Below are 17,586 nucleotides of genomic sequence, written 5' to 3'. Positions count from 1 at the left end.
CGACAACATGATTGAAGAAACCGTCAGGCGACTGCTGGCCAACGAGGTGAGCCGCGAACTGCTGACGGCGGTCGAGGCCGGCACATTCGCCGGCGCGCTGTGGCAAACCATCGCCGATGCCGGCATGACCAAGATCCTGTGCCGCGAGGCGCACGGCGGGATCGAGGCGTCCTGGCCCGAGGCGTTGCCCCTTTTCTACCAGGTGGGTTACGCCCAGGCGCCGGTGCCGCTGGCGCAGGCGGTGGTAGGCCAGTACCTGGCATCGCGCTGCGGGCTGGACCTGGCCGCCGACAGCGTGTTCGCGCTTGCCGCGGGGGCGCAGACCCGGACCTTGGCATGGACCAGCGCTGAAGCCGGCAAGCCCGCCACCCTCTCCGGCACGATGACCGCCGTGAAATGGGCGCGCCATGCCCACTGGCTGGTGATCGAGGCAGCGGGCCAGCTGTGCCTGGTCGACGCGAACGGGCCCGGCGTGCGGATCGAACCGAAGGCCGATGCCGCATCGCTGCCGGCCGATACGGTGGTGCTGGACCACGCACCGGCGGCGCATGCGCTGGCTGCCGGCATTGCGGGCCTGAGCCGCCCGCTGGAAGTGTTCTACGCCGCCACCACCGCGGCGCAGCTGACCGGTGCGCTGGAATACGCGCTCGACCTGGCGGTACAGTATGTGAAGGACCGAGTGCAGTTCGGCAAGCCCATCGGCAAGAACCAGGCCATCCAGCAGCAGCTCGCCGTGCTGGCCGGAGAGGTGGCGTGCGGCTATGCGGCGGCCACCACCGCGTTGCGCGATCTGCCTGCGATCCACCAGCACAGCGCGCCGCAGGCGGAATTCAGCGCCGCGGTGGCCAAGGTGACGACCAGCGACGCGGTCCGCACGGGTGCCTCGATCGCGCACCAGGTCCATGGCGCGATTGGCTTTACCTACGAATACCCGCTGAACTTCGCCACCCGGCGCCTGTGGGCCTGGCGCGCCGAGGCCGGCACCAGCACCGAATGGGCCGAGCGCCTGGGCCAGGCCTTTATCCAGGCGGGCTCCGATCAATTCTGGCCGAACCTGACGGCGCGCACCCTGCCGTCCGCAGATCGCGCGGCAAGCCCGGCTGTCGGGCACGCCGAATCGATGCAAGCAGAAAGGAACGCCACCCATGGCTGACACCACGGACCAAGTCATCCTGAGCCGGCGCGACGGCCATGTCGCCATCCTCGAGCTGAACCGCCCGCCGCACAATTTTTTCGATGTGGACATGATTGCCCGGATCGCCGACGAGCTGGACCGGCTGCAGGGCGACAAGACCTGCCGCGCGGTGCTGCTGCAAGCGGGTGGCAGCGCGTTCTGCGCGGGCGCAGACTTTTCCCGGCGCGACGGCGCCGCGGCGCCGCGCAGCGCCTCGCGCATCAATCCGATCTACCTCGAGGCCTTGCGCATTTTCAGCTTTGGCAAGCCGATCGTGGCGGCGATCGAGGGGCCGGCAGTGGGTGGCGGCCTGGGCCTGGCGCTGGCGGCGGATTTTCGCGTGTCGTGCGCGGAGGCGCGTTTTTCCGCCAACTTCAACCGCCTCGGCTTTCATCCCGGGTTTGCGCTCTCGTACACGCTGCCCGCGCTGATCGGCAAGCAGATGGCGGCGTGGATGCTTTACACCGGCACCCGCGTCGACGGGGCACGTGCCCATGAGCTGGGGCTGGTGGACTTCATCGTACCCAGGGCCGAGGTGCGCGGCGCCGCGCTGGCACTGGCGCGGGAACTGGCCACTTCATCGCCGCGGGCACTGCAGTCGACCCGCCAGACCTTGAAGGCCGATTCGCTCAGCCATATCCGCAACGCCATCTCGCGCGAGAGCGCGGAGCAGGCGGTCCAGTTTGCCGGGCCGGATCTCGCCGAAGGCGTGAAGGCCATGGCGGAAAGGCGTCCCCCGGTCTTTGAAGACTGACGCCTGCAGGGCAGGCACGGACAATCGATAAACGGAGACAAAGACATGCAACGCAGACAATTCGGCGCCACCCTGCTGGCGGGCGCGGCAACGCTGGCATTTCCCGGCATCGCGCGGGCGCAGGGCAAGGCGATTCGCGTGATCGTGCCGTTCACGGCGGGCAGTGGCTCGGACGAGGGCGCGCGCTTCTACGCGGAGCAGATCGGCAAGGCCCTGGGCCGCGCCATCGTGGTCGAGAACAAGCCGGGCGCCAGCGGCCTTATCGCCGTGCGCACCGTGCTGGCGGAACCGGCTGACGGCAACACCATCCTGCTTGGCAGCAACTCGCTGATCGCGGTCAACCCGGTGATGGTGAAGAACCTCGGCTACGACCCGTTCAAGGACCTGGTGCCGCTGCACGGCCTGGCGATCTCGGCCGCGGCCTTTGTCGCCGGCAACGATTCGCCGTACCACACCATTGCCGATGTGGTGGCCCGCTACAAGGCCACCGGCAAGCCGATCTCGGTGGGCAACTATTCCGAAGGCTACCGGCTGGTGGGCGAGTGGCTGGCGCAGGCGACGGGCATCAAGACCACGCCCGTGCCCTACAAGGGCGGCGCGCCGATGGTGACCGACGTGATCGGCAACCGGCTCGACATCGGCCTGAACGATATCACCGGCATCGCCCCCATGGAAAAGGGCAAGAAGCTGCGCGTGCTTGCCATTACCGGCGGGGTGCGCGACAAGCTGTTGCCCAATGTCCCGACCATGAAGGAGCTGGGCTACACCGACTTCGAGTCCTACGTGTGGTCGTCTTTCTCGATGAAGGCCGGCACCCCGCAGGACAAGCTCAACGAGCTTGCCGCAGCCATCTCCGCCGCGCAGAAGACCGAGGAGGCAAAGGCCTACCAGGCCAAGCGCGCCGGGACTTTCCTGAACAAGGCGCTTGGCGACCTGGGCGAATTCCAGCGCGCGGAATACCTGCGCTTCAAGCGCGTGGCGGAAAAGGCCAATATCCAGCCAGGCTGAGCGCGGGCCCGCGCGGCTGCCCGGCAGCTTGCGAACGCAGCGGCCGGCGCGCAGCGGCGGGCCGGCGCTGCCTGGAAAGCGGCCTGTTCCCTTCGGTACAATCTGGCTTCATGTCGCGTTGAACCAGCCGGATCTTTGCTCGACGCGAGGCACGACGACACCACCAGCCATCCGCAGGCGGCATCACATTCACTACCTATGAAGCAGCAATCCAGTCGCACCCAGGAGCAACGGCGTGAAGAATCCGTCAGCCGCATGGTGCAGGCCGCTATCGAGCTGATTTCCGAAAAAGGCCTGGCCGGGCTGACGATGAATGAAGTCGGCACCAAGGCCGGCTATAGCCGCGGCCTGGCGCACACCCACTTCGGCTCCAAGGAAAAGCTGCTGGCGGAGTGCCTGGAACACCTGTCGCGTGAATTCAATGCCCAGCGCAAGAAGGACGGCAGCGATACCAGCGGCATTCAGGGCATCTATTCGCTGGTGGATGCCTATACCCAGCGCCCGGAAAGCGCGGTCAACAGTATCCGGGCGATGTTCTTCATCGTGCTGGACTCGTCCGTGGCCGACTCGCCGCTGCATGGCTTTGTCCACGACTACAATGAAAAGAACATGGCCTACGTCGAGTACAAGCTCAACGAGGCCAAGGCCCTGGGGCAGATCCGCGCTGACGTCGATGCCAAAGCCGCGGCCTTCATCCTGATGAGCCTGCTGCGCGGTATCTCCGTGCATCGCCTTAACCGGGCCTCGATGGACCCGGCCGCCGTGAAGGCGGAAATCCTGCGAATGATCGGGGAGTGGTTGCTGTAGAGGACCCATCGCCATGGCGATGTCGAGGGCGGACTGAAACGGCAGGCACGTGAGCGCCGCCCGCCAGTCCGGGGCACGGCAAGGCAGCGCCGACCAGGCGCGGGCCAGGGAGGGACGGCTATGGACAGCGGCATGGTCAAGTCGGCAAATCGCGTGTTCGACCTGCTGGAACTGTTCGAGCGCGTGCGCCGGCCGCTGCGCGTCGGCGAGATCGCCGAGCGCCTCGGCATCCCGCAGTCCAGCGTCTCGATGCTGCTGCGGACCATGGTCGCGCGCGGCTACATGGAGTTCGACGCGCAGTTGCGCAGCTATTGCCCGTCGGTGCGGGTCGCCTTCCTGTGCGGCTGGACCACGCGCAGGCAGGGCGCCGGCGCATCGGTGCACGACGCCATGCGCCGCCTGTCGAGCGAAACCGGCGAGACCGTGCTGCTGGGCCGCCAGAGCGGCAACCTGCTGCAATACCTGTCCGTGATCGAATCCAGCCATGCGCTGCGCCTGTCGGTGGCGTCGGGCATCGTCCGGCCGATGCATCGCACCGCGATCGGCATCATGCTGATGAGCCGCATGGACGACGAGCAGATCGGACGCCTGCTGCGCCGCTACAACGCCGAGGCAGGCCCCGGCGAGCCGCTGGCAAGGCCAGCCGAGATCCTGCGCGAGGTCGAGCTGGCGCGTCGCCAGGGCTATTACGAATCGGCCAGCCTGGCCACGCCGGGGGCAGGCGTGATTGCCACGCTGATGGCCACACCCATCCGCGGACAGTGGCTGGGCATCGGCACCGGTGGCCCGGTGGCACGCCTGCACGCACGCCGCAAGAAACTGCTGGCCGCGGTGCTGGCCGTGGCGCAGGACGGCTGAGCGCTGGCGCGCGCGTTCAGAGGCCGGGCCGTTCCCCGCGCGCCCGGATCGCGTCGAGCCGCGCCAGCAGGCGCGTGGCCTGCTCCAGGTGCAGGCGCTCGACCATGCGTCCCTCCAGCTTGATTACGCCCGCAGCGGCATGCTCGGGCCGCGCGAAGGCCGCGACGATCGCCTGCGCCTCGGCCGTGGCGGCGTCCGACGGCGTGAACGCCGCATTGGCCGGATCGACCTGCGACGGGTGGATCAGCGTCTTGCCGTCAAAGCCCATCCTGACCGACTGCAGCACTTCGTTCTCGAAGCCGGCGCGGTCGCCGAAGTCATTCCACACACCGTCGAGCACGTCCACGCCATGGCGCTTTGCCGCCAGCACCACCGACATCAGCCACGGCAGCAGGTACGCGCGGTTATCGCCTGGATAGACGCCGGTTTCCTTCGCCAGGTCGTTGGTGCCCGCCACCAGGCAGTCGAGTTGCACCTGCCGGCGCTGGCCGGCTTGCAGGATGCCGTCGATATGGTGGATCGCGGCAGCGGTTTCGATCATGGCCCATAGCCTGGGCGCCGGCCCATTGGCAATGGCGCCGATGGCTGCGGCGAAGCGCTCCAGGTCCGCACCGGTGTCGACCTTCGGCAGCAGGATGGCATCGGCGCCGCAGGTGGCGGCCACGCGCAGGTCGGCATCGAACTCGGCGGTTGCCAGCGCGTTGACACGAATCACCGTTTCATGCGCTGCGAACGGCTGCGCGGCAAACGCGCTGGCCAGGTTATCCCTGGCCTGGGCCTTCATCGCCGGGGCCACGGCGTCTTCGAGGTCGAACACAATGGCGTCGCAGGGCAGGTTGCGCGCCTTCTCGATGGCGCGGGTATTGGTGGCAGGCACATACAGCACGGAGCGGCGAGGTGCGGGCGTGGTCATGGTCATGAGCGCTGGCAGACGCGAAAGGTTGACGAAGTCTGGATAGGGCGGCCATGCGCGGCGCCGGGCGCCGCGCATGGCCACGGACGAAAGTTTCGGTCCTGCACGTCCGCACATCCATCACATATGTGATGGATGCCAGCGGCCGGCATTCATCACATATGTGATGCCGCGCCCGGCGGCCTTCGCCAATACTGGGTCCATCGACAACAACAGGGCGCTGGCCAACGCGGCGATGCTTCCGGTGGAACCTGACCATACCTTCGACAACACGTCGGACCGCACCGGCTTCACCCGGGCGCTGGCCGACTGGACCAGCACGGTCGACGATGCCGAGCTCGGCGCGCCGGCCTTCGCCTGGGCACGCCATGCCATGCTCGACTGGATCGCGGTGACCCTCGCTGCCGCGCGCGAGCCGCTGGTCGAAATGCTCGTCGCCGAATATGCCGGCCTGCGCGAGTTGCCGTGCGCGCTGGTAGGCAGCCCGCTGCGCGCCGAACCGGCGCAGGCCGCGCTGATCAACGGCGCCGCGGGACATGCGCTCGACTTCGACGACGTTGCTTCGGCGATGCGCGGACACCCGACCGTGCCGGTGGCGCCCGCGGCGCTGGCGGTGGCCCAGGTGGCCGGCGCCAGCGGCAAGGAACTGCTGCGTGCGCTGATCCTGGGCCATGAAGTCGAAAGCCGGATCGGCGAAGTGGTGGGGGAGGAGCAGTATCGCCTCGGCCTGCACCCGACCGGCACCACCGGCACGCTGGGCGCCGCTGCCGCCTGTGCGCGGCTGGGTGGACTCGACCCGGTCCGCACGGCCCATGCGCTCGGACTCGCCGCGACGCAGGCCGCGGGGCTCAAATGCATGTTCGGCACCATGGCCAAGCCGCTGCACGCGGGCAAGGCCGCCATGAACGGCGTGATGGCGGCACGGCTGGCGGCACGCGGGTTCACCGCCAACGCCAGCGGCATCGAGTGCGAGCAGGGCTTTGGCCGCACCCAGGCACCCGCTGCGCCGGCGTTCCCGGCCACCTTCGAGCGCCGCCCGGGCATGGCAATCGAACGCACCCTGTTCAAGTTCCATGCGTCCTGCTACCTCACGCACTCCACCATCGAGGCCGTGCGCCAGGCTTGCCGCGAGCACCGTATCGACCTGGATGCGCTCGAGTCGATGACCATTTCCGTGTCCGGTCCGCATCGGGGAGTGTGCGATATCGCCGACCCGCAGACCGGCCTCGAGATCAAGTTCGCGATCCAGCATCTTGCGGCGCTGGCGATGGACGGCGCGCCCACCGCGTCGCTCGCCCTGTATTCGCCCGAGACCGCGCTCGCACCGCGCTATGTCAGGGCGCGGCAGCGGATCGCCCTGCAAGTCGTGCCCGGCCCGGACCGCAACGCGGCCACCGTCGAGATACTGACGCGCGACGGCCGCACGCTGCGCGCGCAGGCCAATGTCGCGGTGCCGGCCGCGGACCTTGCCATGCAGTGGCGGCGCCTGGTCGACAAGGCGCAGGCCATCGTCGTGCCGCGCATCGGCGCGGCCAAGTTCGCGAAGCTGGTGTCGGTGGTCGACACGCTGGACCGGCTTCCTTCCGTCGAACCCTTGTTTGAGGCTATGCAATGACATCCACCCATCCCGCCACCGCGCGAGTCACCGAGATCCCGGCCGATCCGGTCGTCGCCCGCCTGAAGGCAGAGGCCCGGCTGCGCGCCCGCGGCAACCGCTACGAGGACTTCGAGCCGGGCCGGCGCTTCGACCATCACTGGGGCCGTACCGTCACCGCGGCGGACAACACCCTGTTCTCGGTGCTGACGCTGCACTACAACCCCCAATACACCAATGCGGCGGTGGCGCGCGCCAACGGCCACCCCGGCGTGCCGGTCAATCCGCTGCTGGTGTTCAACACCGTGTTCGGCCTGTCGGTGGAAGACCTGTCCGAGGGCGGTGGTCCGTTTCTCGGGGTCGACGAGCTGGCCTATCTGCGGCCGGTTTATCCCGGCGAGACGCTCTATGCCAGCTCCGTCGTGGTGTCGCGCAGGCCGGCGAGCAACCGGCCTGGCTACGGCATCGTGACGTGGCACACGCATGGCACCAATCAGCAGGGCGATGCGGTCATCGAATTCAAGCGTACCAATCTGGTCAGGATGAGGGGATAAGCATGTCAGGAGACGGTCTGGGGTACATGACGGAAGCGCGTTGCATGATCCGCGATGCGGCGCGCGAGTTCACGATGAAAGAGGTGCTGCCGGTGGCCAACGCGCTGGACGGCCCGGATGCGGAGATCCCGATGTCGCTGCGCGACAAGATGGCCGAGATGGGCTACTTCGGCATCACCATCCCGGAGGAGTACGGCGGCCTGGGCCTTGGCATCTTCGAGTATTGCCTGATCTGCGAGCAGCTGTCGCGCGGCTGGATGTCGGTGGCGTCGATCGTCGCCCGTGCGCAGGGCGGCTGGATCATGAAATCGATGCCCGAGGACATGCGGCGCGAATACCTGCCGCGCGTGGTGCGTGGCGACTTCCTCAACGCCAGCGCGCTGTCCGAGCCGGATACCGGCTCCGACCTGGCGTCGATCTCGTGCCGCGCCGTGCTGGATGGCGATGAATGGGTGCTGACCGGCAACAAATACTGGTGCACCTTTGCCGACGGCGCCGACTACCTGATCGTGTTCGCGCGGACCTCCGCGCCGCCGTCGCCCGACAAGCGCTGGGAAGGCATTTCGTGCTTCATGATCGAGAAGCAGCGCGGCGGCTTTCCGCCGGGCATGACGGGCTCGCCGATCCCCAAGATCGGGTATTTCGGCTGGAAGACCTTCGAGCTGGCGCTCGATGGCGTGCGCGTACCGAAGCGCAACCTGATGGGTCCGGAGGGCAAGGCCTTCCTGCTGATGGCCAAGGGGCTGGAGGGCGCCCGCGCGCATACCGCCGCCCGTGCCATCGGCCTGGCGCAGGGCGCGCTGGAAGACGCGATCGCCTATTCGCTGGAGCGCCGCCAGTTCGGCATGCCGATCGCCGAGTACCAGGCGATCCGCTTCAAGATCGCCACCATGGCGACCGAGATCGAGGCCGCGCGCCAGTTGCTCTACTTCGTTTGCAACGAGATCGACAGCGGGCGCCGCTGCGACAAGGAGGCGTCGATGGTGAAGTACTTCGCCTCGGAGATGGCCGAGCGCGTGACCTCGCAGGCGCTGCAGATCTTCGGCGGCGCGGGCTATACCAAGTTGTTCCCGGTCGAGCGCTACTGGCGCGATGCGCGCCTTACCAAGATCTTCGAAGGCACCTCCGAGATCCAGCAACGCATCATCGCCAACAGCCTGCTCGGCAAGTCCGAGGTCGAGGGCATGATCGCCGGCCGCGCCTTCGGCGGGCAGGTCCGGCAGTCGAAGGAGGCGGCATGAAACTCTGCGCACTCACCAGCCCCGACGGCTACTTCGAGCACTTCGAGCCCGGCATGCTGATCCGCCATGCGCGCGGCAAGACCGTGACCGAGATGGACAACGTCATGCTGACCAACATGGTCATGAATACGGCCGAAGGGCACTTCAACGAAGACGCGATGCGGCGCGCCGCCGGCGGCATCTTCGCGCAGCGCGTGGTCTTCGGCGGGATCAACCTGTCGATGGTGCTCGGGCTTGCGGCGCAGGACACCGCCGAGCAGTGCGTGCAAGAACTGACGCTGGACAAGATCCGCCTGTCGCATCCGGTTTTCCACGGCGACACGCTCTACGCCTTCACCGAGGTGCTGGGCAAGGAAGACGGCGACCGCGAGGATGCCGGCATCGTCCGCTTCCGCCACTACGGCGTGAACCAGGACGACAAGCTGTGCGTGCAGGCGGAGCGCACCGCGCTGATCAAGCGCAAGAGCCATTGGGGCGCGCGATGAGCGCGGATGGCCGCGTAGCTGGTGCGCTGGACGGCATGGTGGTGCTCGACCTGACCCAGATGCTGGCCGGCCCCTATTGCTCGATGATGCTCGCCGACCAGGGCGCGCGCGTGATCAAGATCGAGCCGCCCGGCGGCGACCAGACCCGGCGCAACGGCCCGCATCTCGAGGGCGCCTTGCGGATGGAGTCCGGCGGCTTTGGCGGCTACTTTGGCTCGATCAACCGCAACAAGGAATCGCTGGTGCTGGACCTGAAGCAGCCGGCCGGGCGCGAGACCCTGCTGCGGCTCGTGCGCGGCGCCGACGTGCTGGTCGAGAACTACCGCGCCGGCGTGATGGAACGCTTCGGGCTGGGCTATGAACGGCTCGCCGAAGAAAACCCGAAGCTGGTGTACGCGGCGCTGCGCGGCTTCGGCGATCCGCGCAGCGGCGAGAGCGCCTACGCCGGCTGGCCCGCCTACGATCCCGTCGCTCAGGCCATGGGCGGCATCATGGGGATTACCGGCCCGCAGCGCGGCGGCGCACCGACCAAGATCGGCCCGGGCGTCGGCGATATCGTTCCCGCCATGTTCCTGGCCTACGGCATCGCGGCGGCGTGCTGGCATGCACAGCGCACCGGCCGCGGCCAGTTCGTCGATGTGGCCATGGTCGATGCCGTGCTGGCGGTGTGCGAGCGCATGGTGTTCCAGTACAGCGCCTCGGCGCAGGCGCCGGGACCCGAGGGCAACGGCCATCCGCTGCTGTGCCCGTTCGGACTGTTCCCGGCCAGCGACGGCTTTATCAGCCTGGGGGTGCCGAACGATCGCTTCTGGCGGCTGCTGGTGGAGCGGATGGACCATCCGCCATGGGCCGACGATCCGCGCTTTGCCACCAACGAGTTGCGCGTGCGGCACCGCGCCGAGGTGGAGCAGGCGGTCGCCGCCTGGACCGTGTGCCATACCAAGCGCGCGCTCGCGGGGATGCTGGGCGGCGAGGTGCCGTTCGGCCCGGTGTTCGACGCCGCCGACATCTTCGACGATCCGCATTTCCGCATCCGCGGCATGCTGGTCGAGGCCGAGCAGCCCGGCGCGGCGCGCGCGCTGACCATTGCCGGCAGTCCGGTGCGCATGAGCGCCACGCCCGGAGGCGTGCGGCATCGGGCGCCCATGACCGGCGAGCACACCGACCGCACCCTGTCCGACCTCGGCTTCGATGCCGGCGAGATCGCGGTGCTGCGCACGCAGGGCGTGGTGCAGTAGCGGCACGCCGCAATGACTGACAGACAACACTAGTACAACAAGCAGGAGACAACATCATGCAGGAGAAGATCAAGCGGCTGCGCCGCTGCCAGCTGTCCGTGCCGGGCTCGAGCGAGAAGATGATGGCCAAGGCCGCGGGCATGGGCGTGGACTTCGTCTTCCTCGACCTGGAAGACGCCGTCGCGCCCAGCGAAAAGCGCCCGGCGCGGCGCAGGATCGTCGACGCCCTCAACGGGCTGGACTGGGGGCGCACCACGCGCTGCGTGCGCATCAACGACCTGACCACCGAGTACGCCTACGAGGACATTATCGAAGTGGTGGAAGGCGCCGGCCGCAATCTCGATGTGATCATGCTGCCCAAGGCCATGTCGGCGGCGGATGTGCAGTTCGTCGACAAGCTGCTGTCAATGATGGAGAAGAAGCTCGGCCTGCGCCACCGCATCGGCATCGACGTGCTGATCGAAGAGGTGGAAGCCATGATGAACGTCGAGGCCATTGCCGCGTCGACGCCGCGGCTGGAATGCCTGATCTTCGGCATGGGCGACTATTCGGCCAGCCAGGGCGTGTCGATGCGCGACATTGGTGGCAGCGGCGGCTATCCGGGCGACATCTGGCACTACCAGCGCCAGCGGCTGACGATCGCCGCGCGCGCCCACCGGCTCGATGCCGTCGACGGCCCGTTCGCCGACTTCCGCAGCCCCGACGCGTTCCGCGAGGAAGCGCGCCGCGCCATGTTCCTCGGCATGGTCGGCAAGTGGGCCATCCATCCGTCGCAGGTCGAACTCGCACAGGATGTCTTCTCGCCGGCCGCTGCCGACGTGGCACGTGCCCGCGACATGATCCGCGCCTACGACGAAGCGCTGTCGCAAGGCCTGGGCGCGGTCCAGTACGAGGGCAAGATGATCGACATCGCCTCGGTCCGCATCGTCAGGAACCTGGTGCAGCGCGCCGACCTGATCGGCATGTAGCGGCATGCCATCCGTGCCGGCCGTGGCGCCTTGCCGCGGCCAGGGTGCCCGCGGTCGGTCGCGGCGCGCGGGCTTGAAGCATTCGGGAGAAGACCCATGCATTCCATACCTGGTCCGGGCAACGACTTGCCCGCGGATACCGTCAACCTGCGCCGGCGCCAATGGCTCGGCGCCGCGGCGGGGGCGGCTGTGCTGCCCTGGCTGCTGCCACGCCAGGCGCTTGCCGGCGACTGGCCCTCGCGCCCCATCCGGATCATCGCGGCGCAGGCGCCGGGCTCGTCCAACGACAGCACCGCGCGCGCGTTCGCCGAGTTCTTCTCCGCCAGGCTGAAGGTGCCGGTGGTGGTGGAAAACAAGCCGGGCGGCATCGGCATGATTGCCGCCGAGGCGGTGGCCCGTGCCAGGCCCGACGGGTGCACGCTGCTGTGCACCTTGCACAGCCAGCTGGCGCAAGCGCCGGTACTGCTGAAGAAGCCGCCCATCGACCCCTCGCGCGAGCTCACGCCGGTCGCGTCGATGAGTACCGGCGTCGGCGTGATGGTGGCGACCAAGGGGCTGCCCGCCGGCACCTTCAAGGAACTGGTCGCGCTGGCGCGGAAGCGGCCGGTCAGCGTCGGCAACTACGGCATCGGCTCGGGCTGGCAACTGATGGTGGCCCAGCTGAAGAAGCTGACCGGGGCCCAGCTCGACATCATCAACTACAAGGGCACGGGGGCGATGATCGGCGATCTGCTGGCCGGGCATATCGATATCGGCGCCGGTTCGCTGCTCGGCATGTCGGGTGGGCTGGCGTCCGGCGGGCTCAAGCCACTGCTGGTGATCTCCGGGCCGCGTTCGGCCAAGTTGCCTGGCATACCGACCTGGGCGGACGAAGGCATCTCGGACCCGGTGTTCAGCAACCTGGCCGAGTGCAACATGCTGCTCGGCCCCGCAGGGCTGCCTGCCGGTATTGTCTCGACGCTCGCCACGCTGGTGCGGCAGTCGGTCACCGAATCGGAGGCGGTCAGGAATGTGCGCGAGCAGTTGGGCAGCCAGGACACGCCCCTGACCGGTGAAGCGCTGCAGCAGTTCATCGGGCGCACCTGGCCGACCTACCAGGCCATGACGAAAACGGTGGGGCTCAAGATGGAGTGATGGCGATGGCGATGGCGATGGCGGTGCCGGTGCCGGTGCCGGGGTGCACAGCCACAAAAACTGTACTCCCTGCCCGCCCTCCGCTTTGTACACACCGGCCAGGCCGCCGGAACTCTACTCTGGTGTCACCGCAACGCTCCGGCCGTCCTGGCCCCGCAAGACAGGACGGGCCGGGCCGCGCCCCGTTACAGGACACCACGCCAATGAGCACCCCCAAGCCTGAAACAGGCCACATCGCCCCCTATACCCATCCCGCCGCCGGCTGGGGTGCGCTGAAGTACGTTGCCATCAACCTGATCAAGGAGAAGGTGGCCGGCGGCAACTACAAGATGCTGTTCAAGCAGAACCAGGCCGATGGCTTCGACTGCCCCGGCTGTGCCTGGCCGGACCGGCAGCATGCCTCGACCTTCGAGTTCTGTGAGAACGGCGTCAAGGCGGTGGCGGCCGAGTCGACCAGCCTGCGCGTGACCCCGGAGTTTTTCGCGCAGCACACGGTGACGTCGCTGATGGCGCAGACCGACTATGAGCTGGAGCAGCACGGTCGGCTGACGCACCCGATGGTCTACGACGCGCAGACCGACAAGTACCGGCCGATCGCCTGGGACGAGGCCTTTGCGCTGATCGCGCGCCACCTGCGCGCGTTGCCGGATCCGAACCAGGCCGCGTTCTACACCTCGGGCCGCGCCAGCAACGAGGCCGCGTTCCTGTACCAGCTGTTCGTGCGCGCGTATGGCACCAATAACTTCCCCGACTGCTCCAACATGTGCCACGAGGCCACCAGCCGCGGCCTGCCGCAGACCATCGGCGTGGGCAAGGCCACCGTGGTGCTGGATGACTTCGAGCATGCCGACACTATCCTGCTGTTCGGCCACAACGCGGCCACCAACCATCCGCGCATGCTGGGCGAACTGCGCGAATGCGCGCGGCGCGGCGCCACCATCGTATCGATCAATCCGCTGCGCGAGCGCGGCGTGGAGCGCTTCACCAGCCCGCAGCACCCGGTCGAGATGCTGACCGGGTCCAGCACCAGGATCGCGTCGATGTTCGTGCAGCCCCGGCTGGGCGGCGATTTTGCGCTGATCAAGGGCATGGCCAAGCGCCTGGTCGAACTGGACGACGAGGCTATCCGTCACGGCCGCGAGCGGCTGATCGACGTGGACTTCGTGCGCGAGCACACCGTCGGCTTCAGCGACTTTGTCGATGACCTGCGTGCCGAAAGCTGGGCCGACATCGTCGCCGAGTCGGGCGTGTCGCAGGAAGACATCGACGCGCTGACCCAGGTCTATGCGCGAGGCAAGCGCGTGATCGCCTGCTGGGGCATGGGGCTGACGCAACACAAGCATTCGGTGCCGACGGTGCAGATCCTGTCCAACCTGATGATGATGCGCGGCAATATCGGCCGGCCGGGTGCGGGGCTGCTGCCGGTGCGCGGGCATTCCAACGTGCAGGGCGACCGCACGGTGGGGATCGAGGAGAAGCCCGAGTCGGAATTCCTCGATCGCCTGCAGGCGGCTTTCGGCTTCGAGCCGCCGCGCCAGCATGGCTATGACGTGGTGCACACCATCTCGGCGATGCTGGCGGGCAAGGTCAAGGTCTTTGTCGGGCTGGGCGGCAATTTCTCCACCGCCACGCCGGATACGCCGCGCACCTTCGCGGCGCTGCGCCAGTGCGACCTGACCGTGCATATTGCCACCAAGCTCAACCGCAGCCACCTGGTGCACGGCAAGGAAGCGCTGATCCTGCCGACGCTGGGCCGCACCGAGATCGACCAGCAGGACGGCGTGGCGCAGGGCGTCACGGTCGAGGACTCGGTCTGCATGGTCCATATCTCCTTCGGCATGAACGCGCCGGCATCGCCGCACCTGTTGTCGGAGATCGCCATCGTCGCGCGCATGGCGGCGGCCACGCTGGGCTCGGAGAAGATCGACTGGCTCTGGTATGCGCAGGACTATGCCCGCATCCGCGATGCCATCGAGCAGGTGATCGACGGCTTCGACAGCTACAACGAGCGCGTCGCGGTGCCGGGCGGCTTCCACCTGACGCCGCCGGCGTGCCACCGGGTCTGGCATACGCCGTCGGGCAAGGCGCAGTTCCTGGTCAACCGCATCGACAAGGACACCCCCATCAACCGGGCGCGCCAGCAGTATGGCGACAAGCTGATGGTGATGATGACCACGCGCTCGCACGACCAGTACAACACCACGATCTATGGCCTCGATGACCGCTATCGCGGCGTGTTTGGCCTGCGCCGGGTGGTTTTCATCAACGCCGCGGACCGTCAAAGGCTTGGGCTGGAGGCGGGGCAGCACGTCGATATCACCAGCGTCTGGGACGACGGCGTGCAGCGCCATGTCGAGGACTTCGTGCTGGTCGACTACGACATCCCGCAGGGCTGCCTGGGCGCCTACTACCCCGAGACCAATCCCCTGGTGCCGCTGGAGAGCACCGGCGATGGCTGCGGCACGCCCACGTCCAAGTCGGTGCCGGTGCTGCTGACGCCGTCACGGCGCCAGGAAACCGCGACGAGCTGATCCGACGCCCGCGCAAGACCACTTGTCAAGCGGCCGACGCCCCTGGTGAACGCACCCCTCTCCCGCTGCGCGGGAGAGAGGTGGGGGAGAGGGCCGGAGCGTCGACGAAGTACAGCGCGTCGGTATGCCAGTGCCTGCCCTCTCCCCCCTCTCCCGTAAGCGGGCGAGGGGAGAAACCGGCCGCGCGCAAAAGCACTGCATCGATCTTCTTCAAGAGACCCCACATGGAATCCACCCAACTGCTCGAACACACCGGCTTTGAAGCGCGCGGCATCGTGCGGCACAAGCGCAGCACGGCGCAGCCGGCCACCGACAACGTGGCCGAAGAGCTGCCGGTGGCGCTGGTGTACAACGGCATCTCGCACGCCGTGATGATGTGCACGCCGCTGGACCTCGAGGCCTTCGCGGTCGGCTTCTCGCTGACCGAGGGCATCGTCGCACACAACGCCGAGATCCACGATCTCGAGGTGCGCATGCATGCGCACGCCGCCGAGGTGCAGATGGAGCTCAGCGAGCACGCCTTCGCCACCATGCGCGCGCGCCGGCGCGCGCTGGCCGGGCGCACCGGCTGCGGCGTCTGCGGCATCGAAAGCATCGCGCTGCTGGACCTGGAGCCGGCGCGCATGCCGGAACCGGCCATCCGGCTTACGCCGTCGCGCGCCATGATCGAGCGCGCTGTCGCCGCGCTGCCGTCGCGCCAGCGGCTGATGCAGGCCACCGGCGGCGTCCATGCCGCGGCCTGGTGCGATGCCGGCGGCGAGATCCTCCATGTGTTCGAGGATGTCGGCCGCCACAATGGCCTGGACAAGCTGATCGGCCACCTGGCGATGCAACGCGTGGATATGGCAGACGGTTTCGTGCTGCTGTCCAGCCGCGCCAGCTATGAACTGGTGCGCAAGGTCGCGCGCATGAACATCCAGATGCTGGCGACGATCTCGGCGCCGACCGCGCTGGCCATCCGCATCGCCGAGCAGGCCGGTGTGCGCCTGCTCAGCTTCTGCCGGCAGGACGGTTACGTCGACTACACCAGTGCGTCCATGGAAGGCGCGCGCGGAGCCGCGGCATGCTGAACTTCGACGAGGCCCAGGCCGTCTTCGCGATGTGCGCGCAGCCGGTGCGCGAGACCGAGACCGTGTGGCTGGGCCTGCTGACCGGCCGCGTGCTGGCCCGCGACGTGGCCGCGGGGATCGATACGCCGGCGGCCGACCGCAGCGCCATGGATGGCTATGCGGTGCGCTGCGCGGACTGCCGCGCCGATGCCTGCCTGCCGCTGCAGCAGGTGGTCTATGCCGGCACCCGGCCGCAGCCGCTGCTGCCCGGCCATGCCATCCGCATCTACACCGGCGGCGTGATCCCGCCCGGCGCCGATGCCGTGGTCGCGCTGGAGGATGCCGACGAGACTTACCAGGGTATGGTTTGCGCGCGGGCGCCGCTGCCCGGCCAGCATATCCGCCGCCAGGGCGAGGATGCGCGCCGGGGCGACCTGTTGCTGTCGGCTGGCACGCTGCTGCATGCCGGCCATATTGCCGCGCTGGCATCGCAGGGCGTGGCCGAGGCCGAAGTCTGCCGGCTGGTCGAGGTGGCGATCCTGACCTGCGGCGACGAGGTCGCGGCGCACGACGAGCCGCGCGACGTGTACCAGGTGCATGACGTCAACGGCCCCATGCTGGAATCGCTGGTGCAGGCGATGGGCGCGGTGGTGAGCTGCCACCGCCATGTGCGCGACGACGAGCGCGCGCTGCACGACATGCTGCGCGAGCTGGCCGGCGCCGCCGACCTGGTGCTGGTCACCGGCGGGGCCTCGGTCGGGCAGCGCGACCTGGTGGCGGCGGCGCTGGCTTCCGCCGGCGGCGAGCTGCTTTGCCGCGGCGTCAACATGAAGCCCGGCAAGCCGGTCACGGTGGGGCGCCTGCGTGGCAGGCCCGTGGTGTGCCTGCCGGGTAATCCCGCCGCCGCCTATGCCACCTTCGCGTTGCTGGTGACGCCCTTGCTGCGCCGCCTGCAAGGACGGTCGGAGCTATTTCCGCCAGTGGGCCGGGTCAGGGCGGCATTGGCCGGAACGCGACCGCACCGCGGCGATGCGTTCTGGCGCGTGGGCGAGATCGGCAATTTCGGGGGGCGCGACAGCTTCGTGCAGGTCAATGCGCAGCAGGGCGCGGCTTCCGTGTCCGCGCTCGGCCAGGCCTGCGGCTTCGTGCGGGTGGAACCGCAATGCGCCGGTTCCCTGCAAAACGTGCCGGTGCCGTACTATGATCTCCAGCGTTGGCTCAGCTGATGGCTGCGCGGCTGGCGCAGGCACCGGGGCCGCTGGCAACGGCAAGCAAGGG

At 68.2% G+C, this 17,586-nt stretch carries 16 protein-coding genes; 15 read left to right on the top strand and 1 reads right to left on the bottom strand.

The genetic code is table 11. The features are described from left to right. The first annotated feature begins 7 nt into the window (after positions 1–7). The 5 genes from MKD38_RS03850 (at position 8) to MKD38_RS03830 (ending at position 4,601) form a co-directional block, all read left to right on the top strand. Positions 8–1,153 carry an acyl-CoA dehydrogenase family protein gene (locus tag MKD38_RS03850; RefSeq protein WP_252674741.1) on the top strand — a complete coding sequence of 382 codons (1,146 nt, stop codon included), beginning with the start codon at positions 8–10 and terminating at the stop codon, positions 1,151–1,153. Further along, entirely contained in the window at positions 1,146–1,928 is a 783-nt protein-coding gene (locus MKD38_RS03845) for an enoyl-CoA hydratase/isomerase family protein (RefSeq protein ID WP_252674740.1), read from the top strand. Before MKD38_RS03850 ends, MKD38_RS03845 begins: the two co-directional genes overlap by 8 nt. Before the next feature lie 45 nt (positions 1,929–1,973). After that, on the top strand, positions 1,974–2,936 hold the full coding sequence (locus tag MKD38_RS03840) for a Bug family tripartite tricarboxylate transporter substrate binding protein (protein ID WP_252674739.1): 963 nt from the start codon (positions 1,974–1,976) through the stop codon (positions 2,934–2,936). Positions 2,937–3,134: 198 nt separating this feature from the next. After that, positions 3,135–3,743, top strand: coding sequence for a TetR/AcrR family transcriptional regulator (locus MKD38_RS03835; RefSeq protein ID WP_252674738.1), 609 nt, complete (start codon positions 3,135–3,137; stop codon positions 3,741–3,743). 132 nt (positions 3,744–3,875) lie between these two features. Then, entirely contained in the window at positions 3,876–4,601 is a 726-nt protein-coding gene (locus MKD38_RS03830; RefSeq protein ID WP_252674737.1) for an IclR family transcriptional regulator, read from the top strand. Positions 4,602–4,617: 16 nt separating this feature from the next. Here the strand turns inward: MKD38_RS03830 and MKD38_RS03825 are convergent, their stop codons facing one another. After that, complete coding sequence (locus tag MKD38_RS03825) at positions 4,618–5,514, bottom strand: HpcH/HpaI aldolase/citrate lyase family protein (RefSeq protein ID WP_252674736.1); 897 nt, start codon at positions 5,512–5,514, stop codon at positions 4,618–4,620. A gap of 235 nt (positions 5,515–5,749) precedes the next feature. On the opposite strand from MKD38_RS03825, the gene MKD38_RS03820 reads away from it, so the two are divergent. The 10 genes from MKD38_RS03820 (at position 5,750) to MKD38_RS03775 (ending at position 17,534) form a co-directional block, all read left to right on the top strand. Then, positions 5,750–7,129: an MmgE/PrpD family protein gene (locus tag MKD38_RS03820; RefSeq protein WP_252675321.1), complete on the top strand. Its 1,380-nt coding sequence runs from the start codon at positions 5,750–5,752 to the stop codon at positions 7,127–7,129. Then, positions 7,126–7,662: a MaoC family dehydratase gene (locus MKD38_RS03815; RefSeq protein WP_252674735.1), complete on the top strand. Its 537-nt coding sequence runs from the start codon at positions 7,126–7,128 to the stop codon at positions 7,660–7,662. Before MKD38_RS03820 ends, MKD38_RS03815 begins: the two co-directional genes overlap by 4 nt. Positions 7,663–7,688: 26 nt before the next feature. After that, entirely contained in the window at positions 7,689–8,903 is a 1,215-nt protein-coding gene (locus MKD38_RS03810) for an acyl-CoA dehydrogenase family protein (protein ID WP_252674734.1), read from the top strand. Continuing rightward, the gene (locus tag MKD38_RS03805) at positions 8,900–9,388 is read left to right on the top strand and encodes a MaoC family dehydratase (protein ID WP_252674733.1); all 489 of its coding nucleotides are present in this window, start codon (positions 8,900–8,902) and stop codon (positions 9,386–9,388) included. Before MKD38_RS03810 ends, MKD38_RS03805 begins: the two co-directional genes overlap by 4 nt. Continuing rightward, entirely contained in the window at positions 9,385–10,626 is a 1,242-nt protein-coding gene (locus MKD38_RS03800) for a CaiB/BaiF CoA transferase family protein (protein WP_252674732.1), read from the top strand. The genes MKD38_RS03805 and MKD38_RS03800 overlap by 4 nt, the downstream gene beginning before the upstream one ends. Positions 10,627–10,682: 56 nt before the next feature. Beyond that, positions 10,683–11,594 carry an HpcH/HpaI aldolase/citrate lyase family protein gene (locus MKD38_RS03795; RefSeq protein ID WP_252674731.1) on the top strand — a complete coding sequence of 304 codons (912 nt, stop codon included), beginning with the start codon at positions 10,683–10,685 and terminating at the stop codon, positions 11,592–11,594. Positions 11,595–11,690: 96 nt separating this feature from the next. Then, complete coding sequence (locus MKD38_RS03790) at positions 11,691–12,728, top strand: Bug family tripartite tricarboxylate transporter substrate binding protein (protein WP_252674730.1); 1,038 nt, start codon at positions 11,691–11,693, stop codon at positions 12,726–12,728. Between the two features lie 203 nt (positions 12,729–12,931). Next, positions 12,932–15,259, top strand: coding sequence for an FdhF/YdeP family oxidoreductase (locus tag MKD38_RS03785; RefSeq protein WP_252674729.1), 2,328 nt, complete (start codon positions 12,932–12,934; stop codon positions 15,257–15,259). Between the two features lie 224 nt (positions 15,260–15,483). Beyond that, on the top strand, positions 15,484–16,329 hold the full coding sequence (gene fdhD / locus MKD38_RS03780) for a formate dehydrogenase accessory sulfurtransferase FdhD (protein ID WP_252674728.1): 846 nt from the start codon (positions 15,484–15,486) through the stop codon (positions 16,327–16,329). After that, entirely contained in the window at positions 16,323–17,534 is a 1,212-nt protein-coding gene (locus tag MKD38_RS03775; protein ID WP_252674727.1) for a molybdopterin molybdotransferase MoeA, read from the top strand. Before fdhD ends, MKD38_RS03775 begins: the two co-directional genes overlap by 7 nt. Positions 17,535–17,586 lie beyond the last annotated feature (52 nt).

It is taken from the genome of Cupriavidus sp. WGlv3 (genome assembly GCF_023952475.1).
Lineage (GTDB): Bacteria > Pseudomonadota > Gammaproteobacteria > Burkholderiales > Burkholderiaceae > Cupriavidus > Cupriavidus phytorum.
Note: the sequence above shows the minus strand (reverse complement) of the source record. Positions and strands in the feature narration are given on the sequence as shown.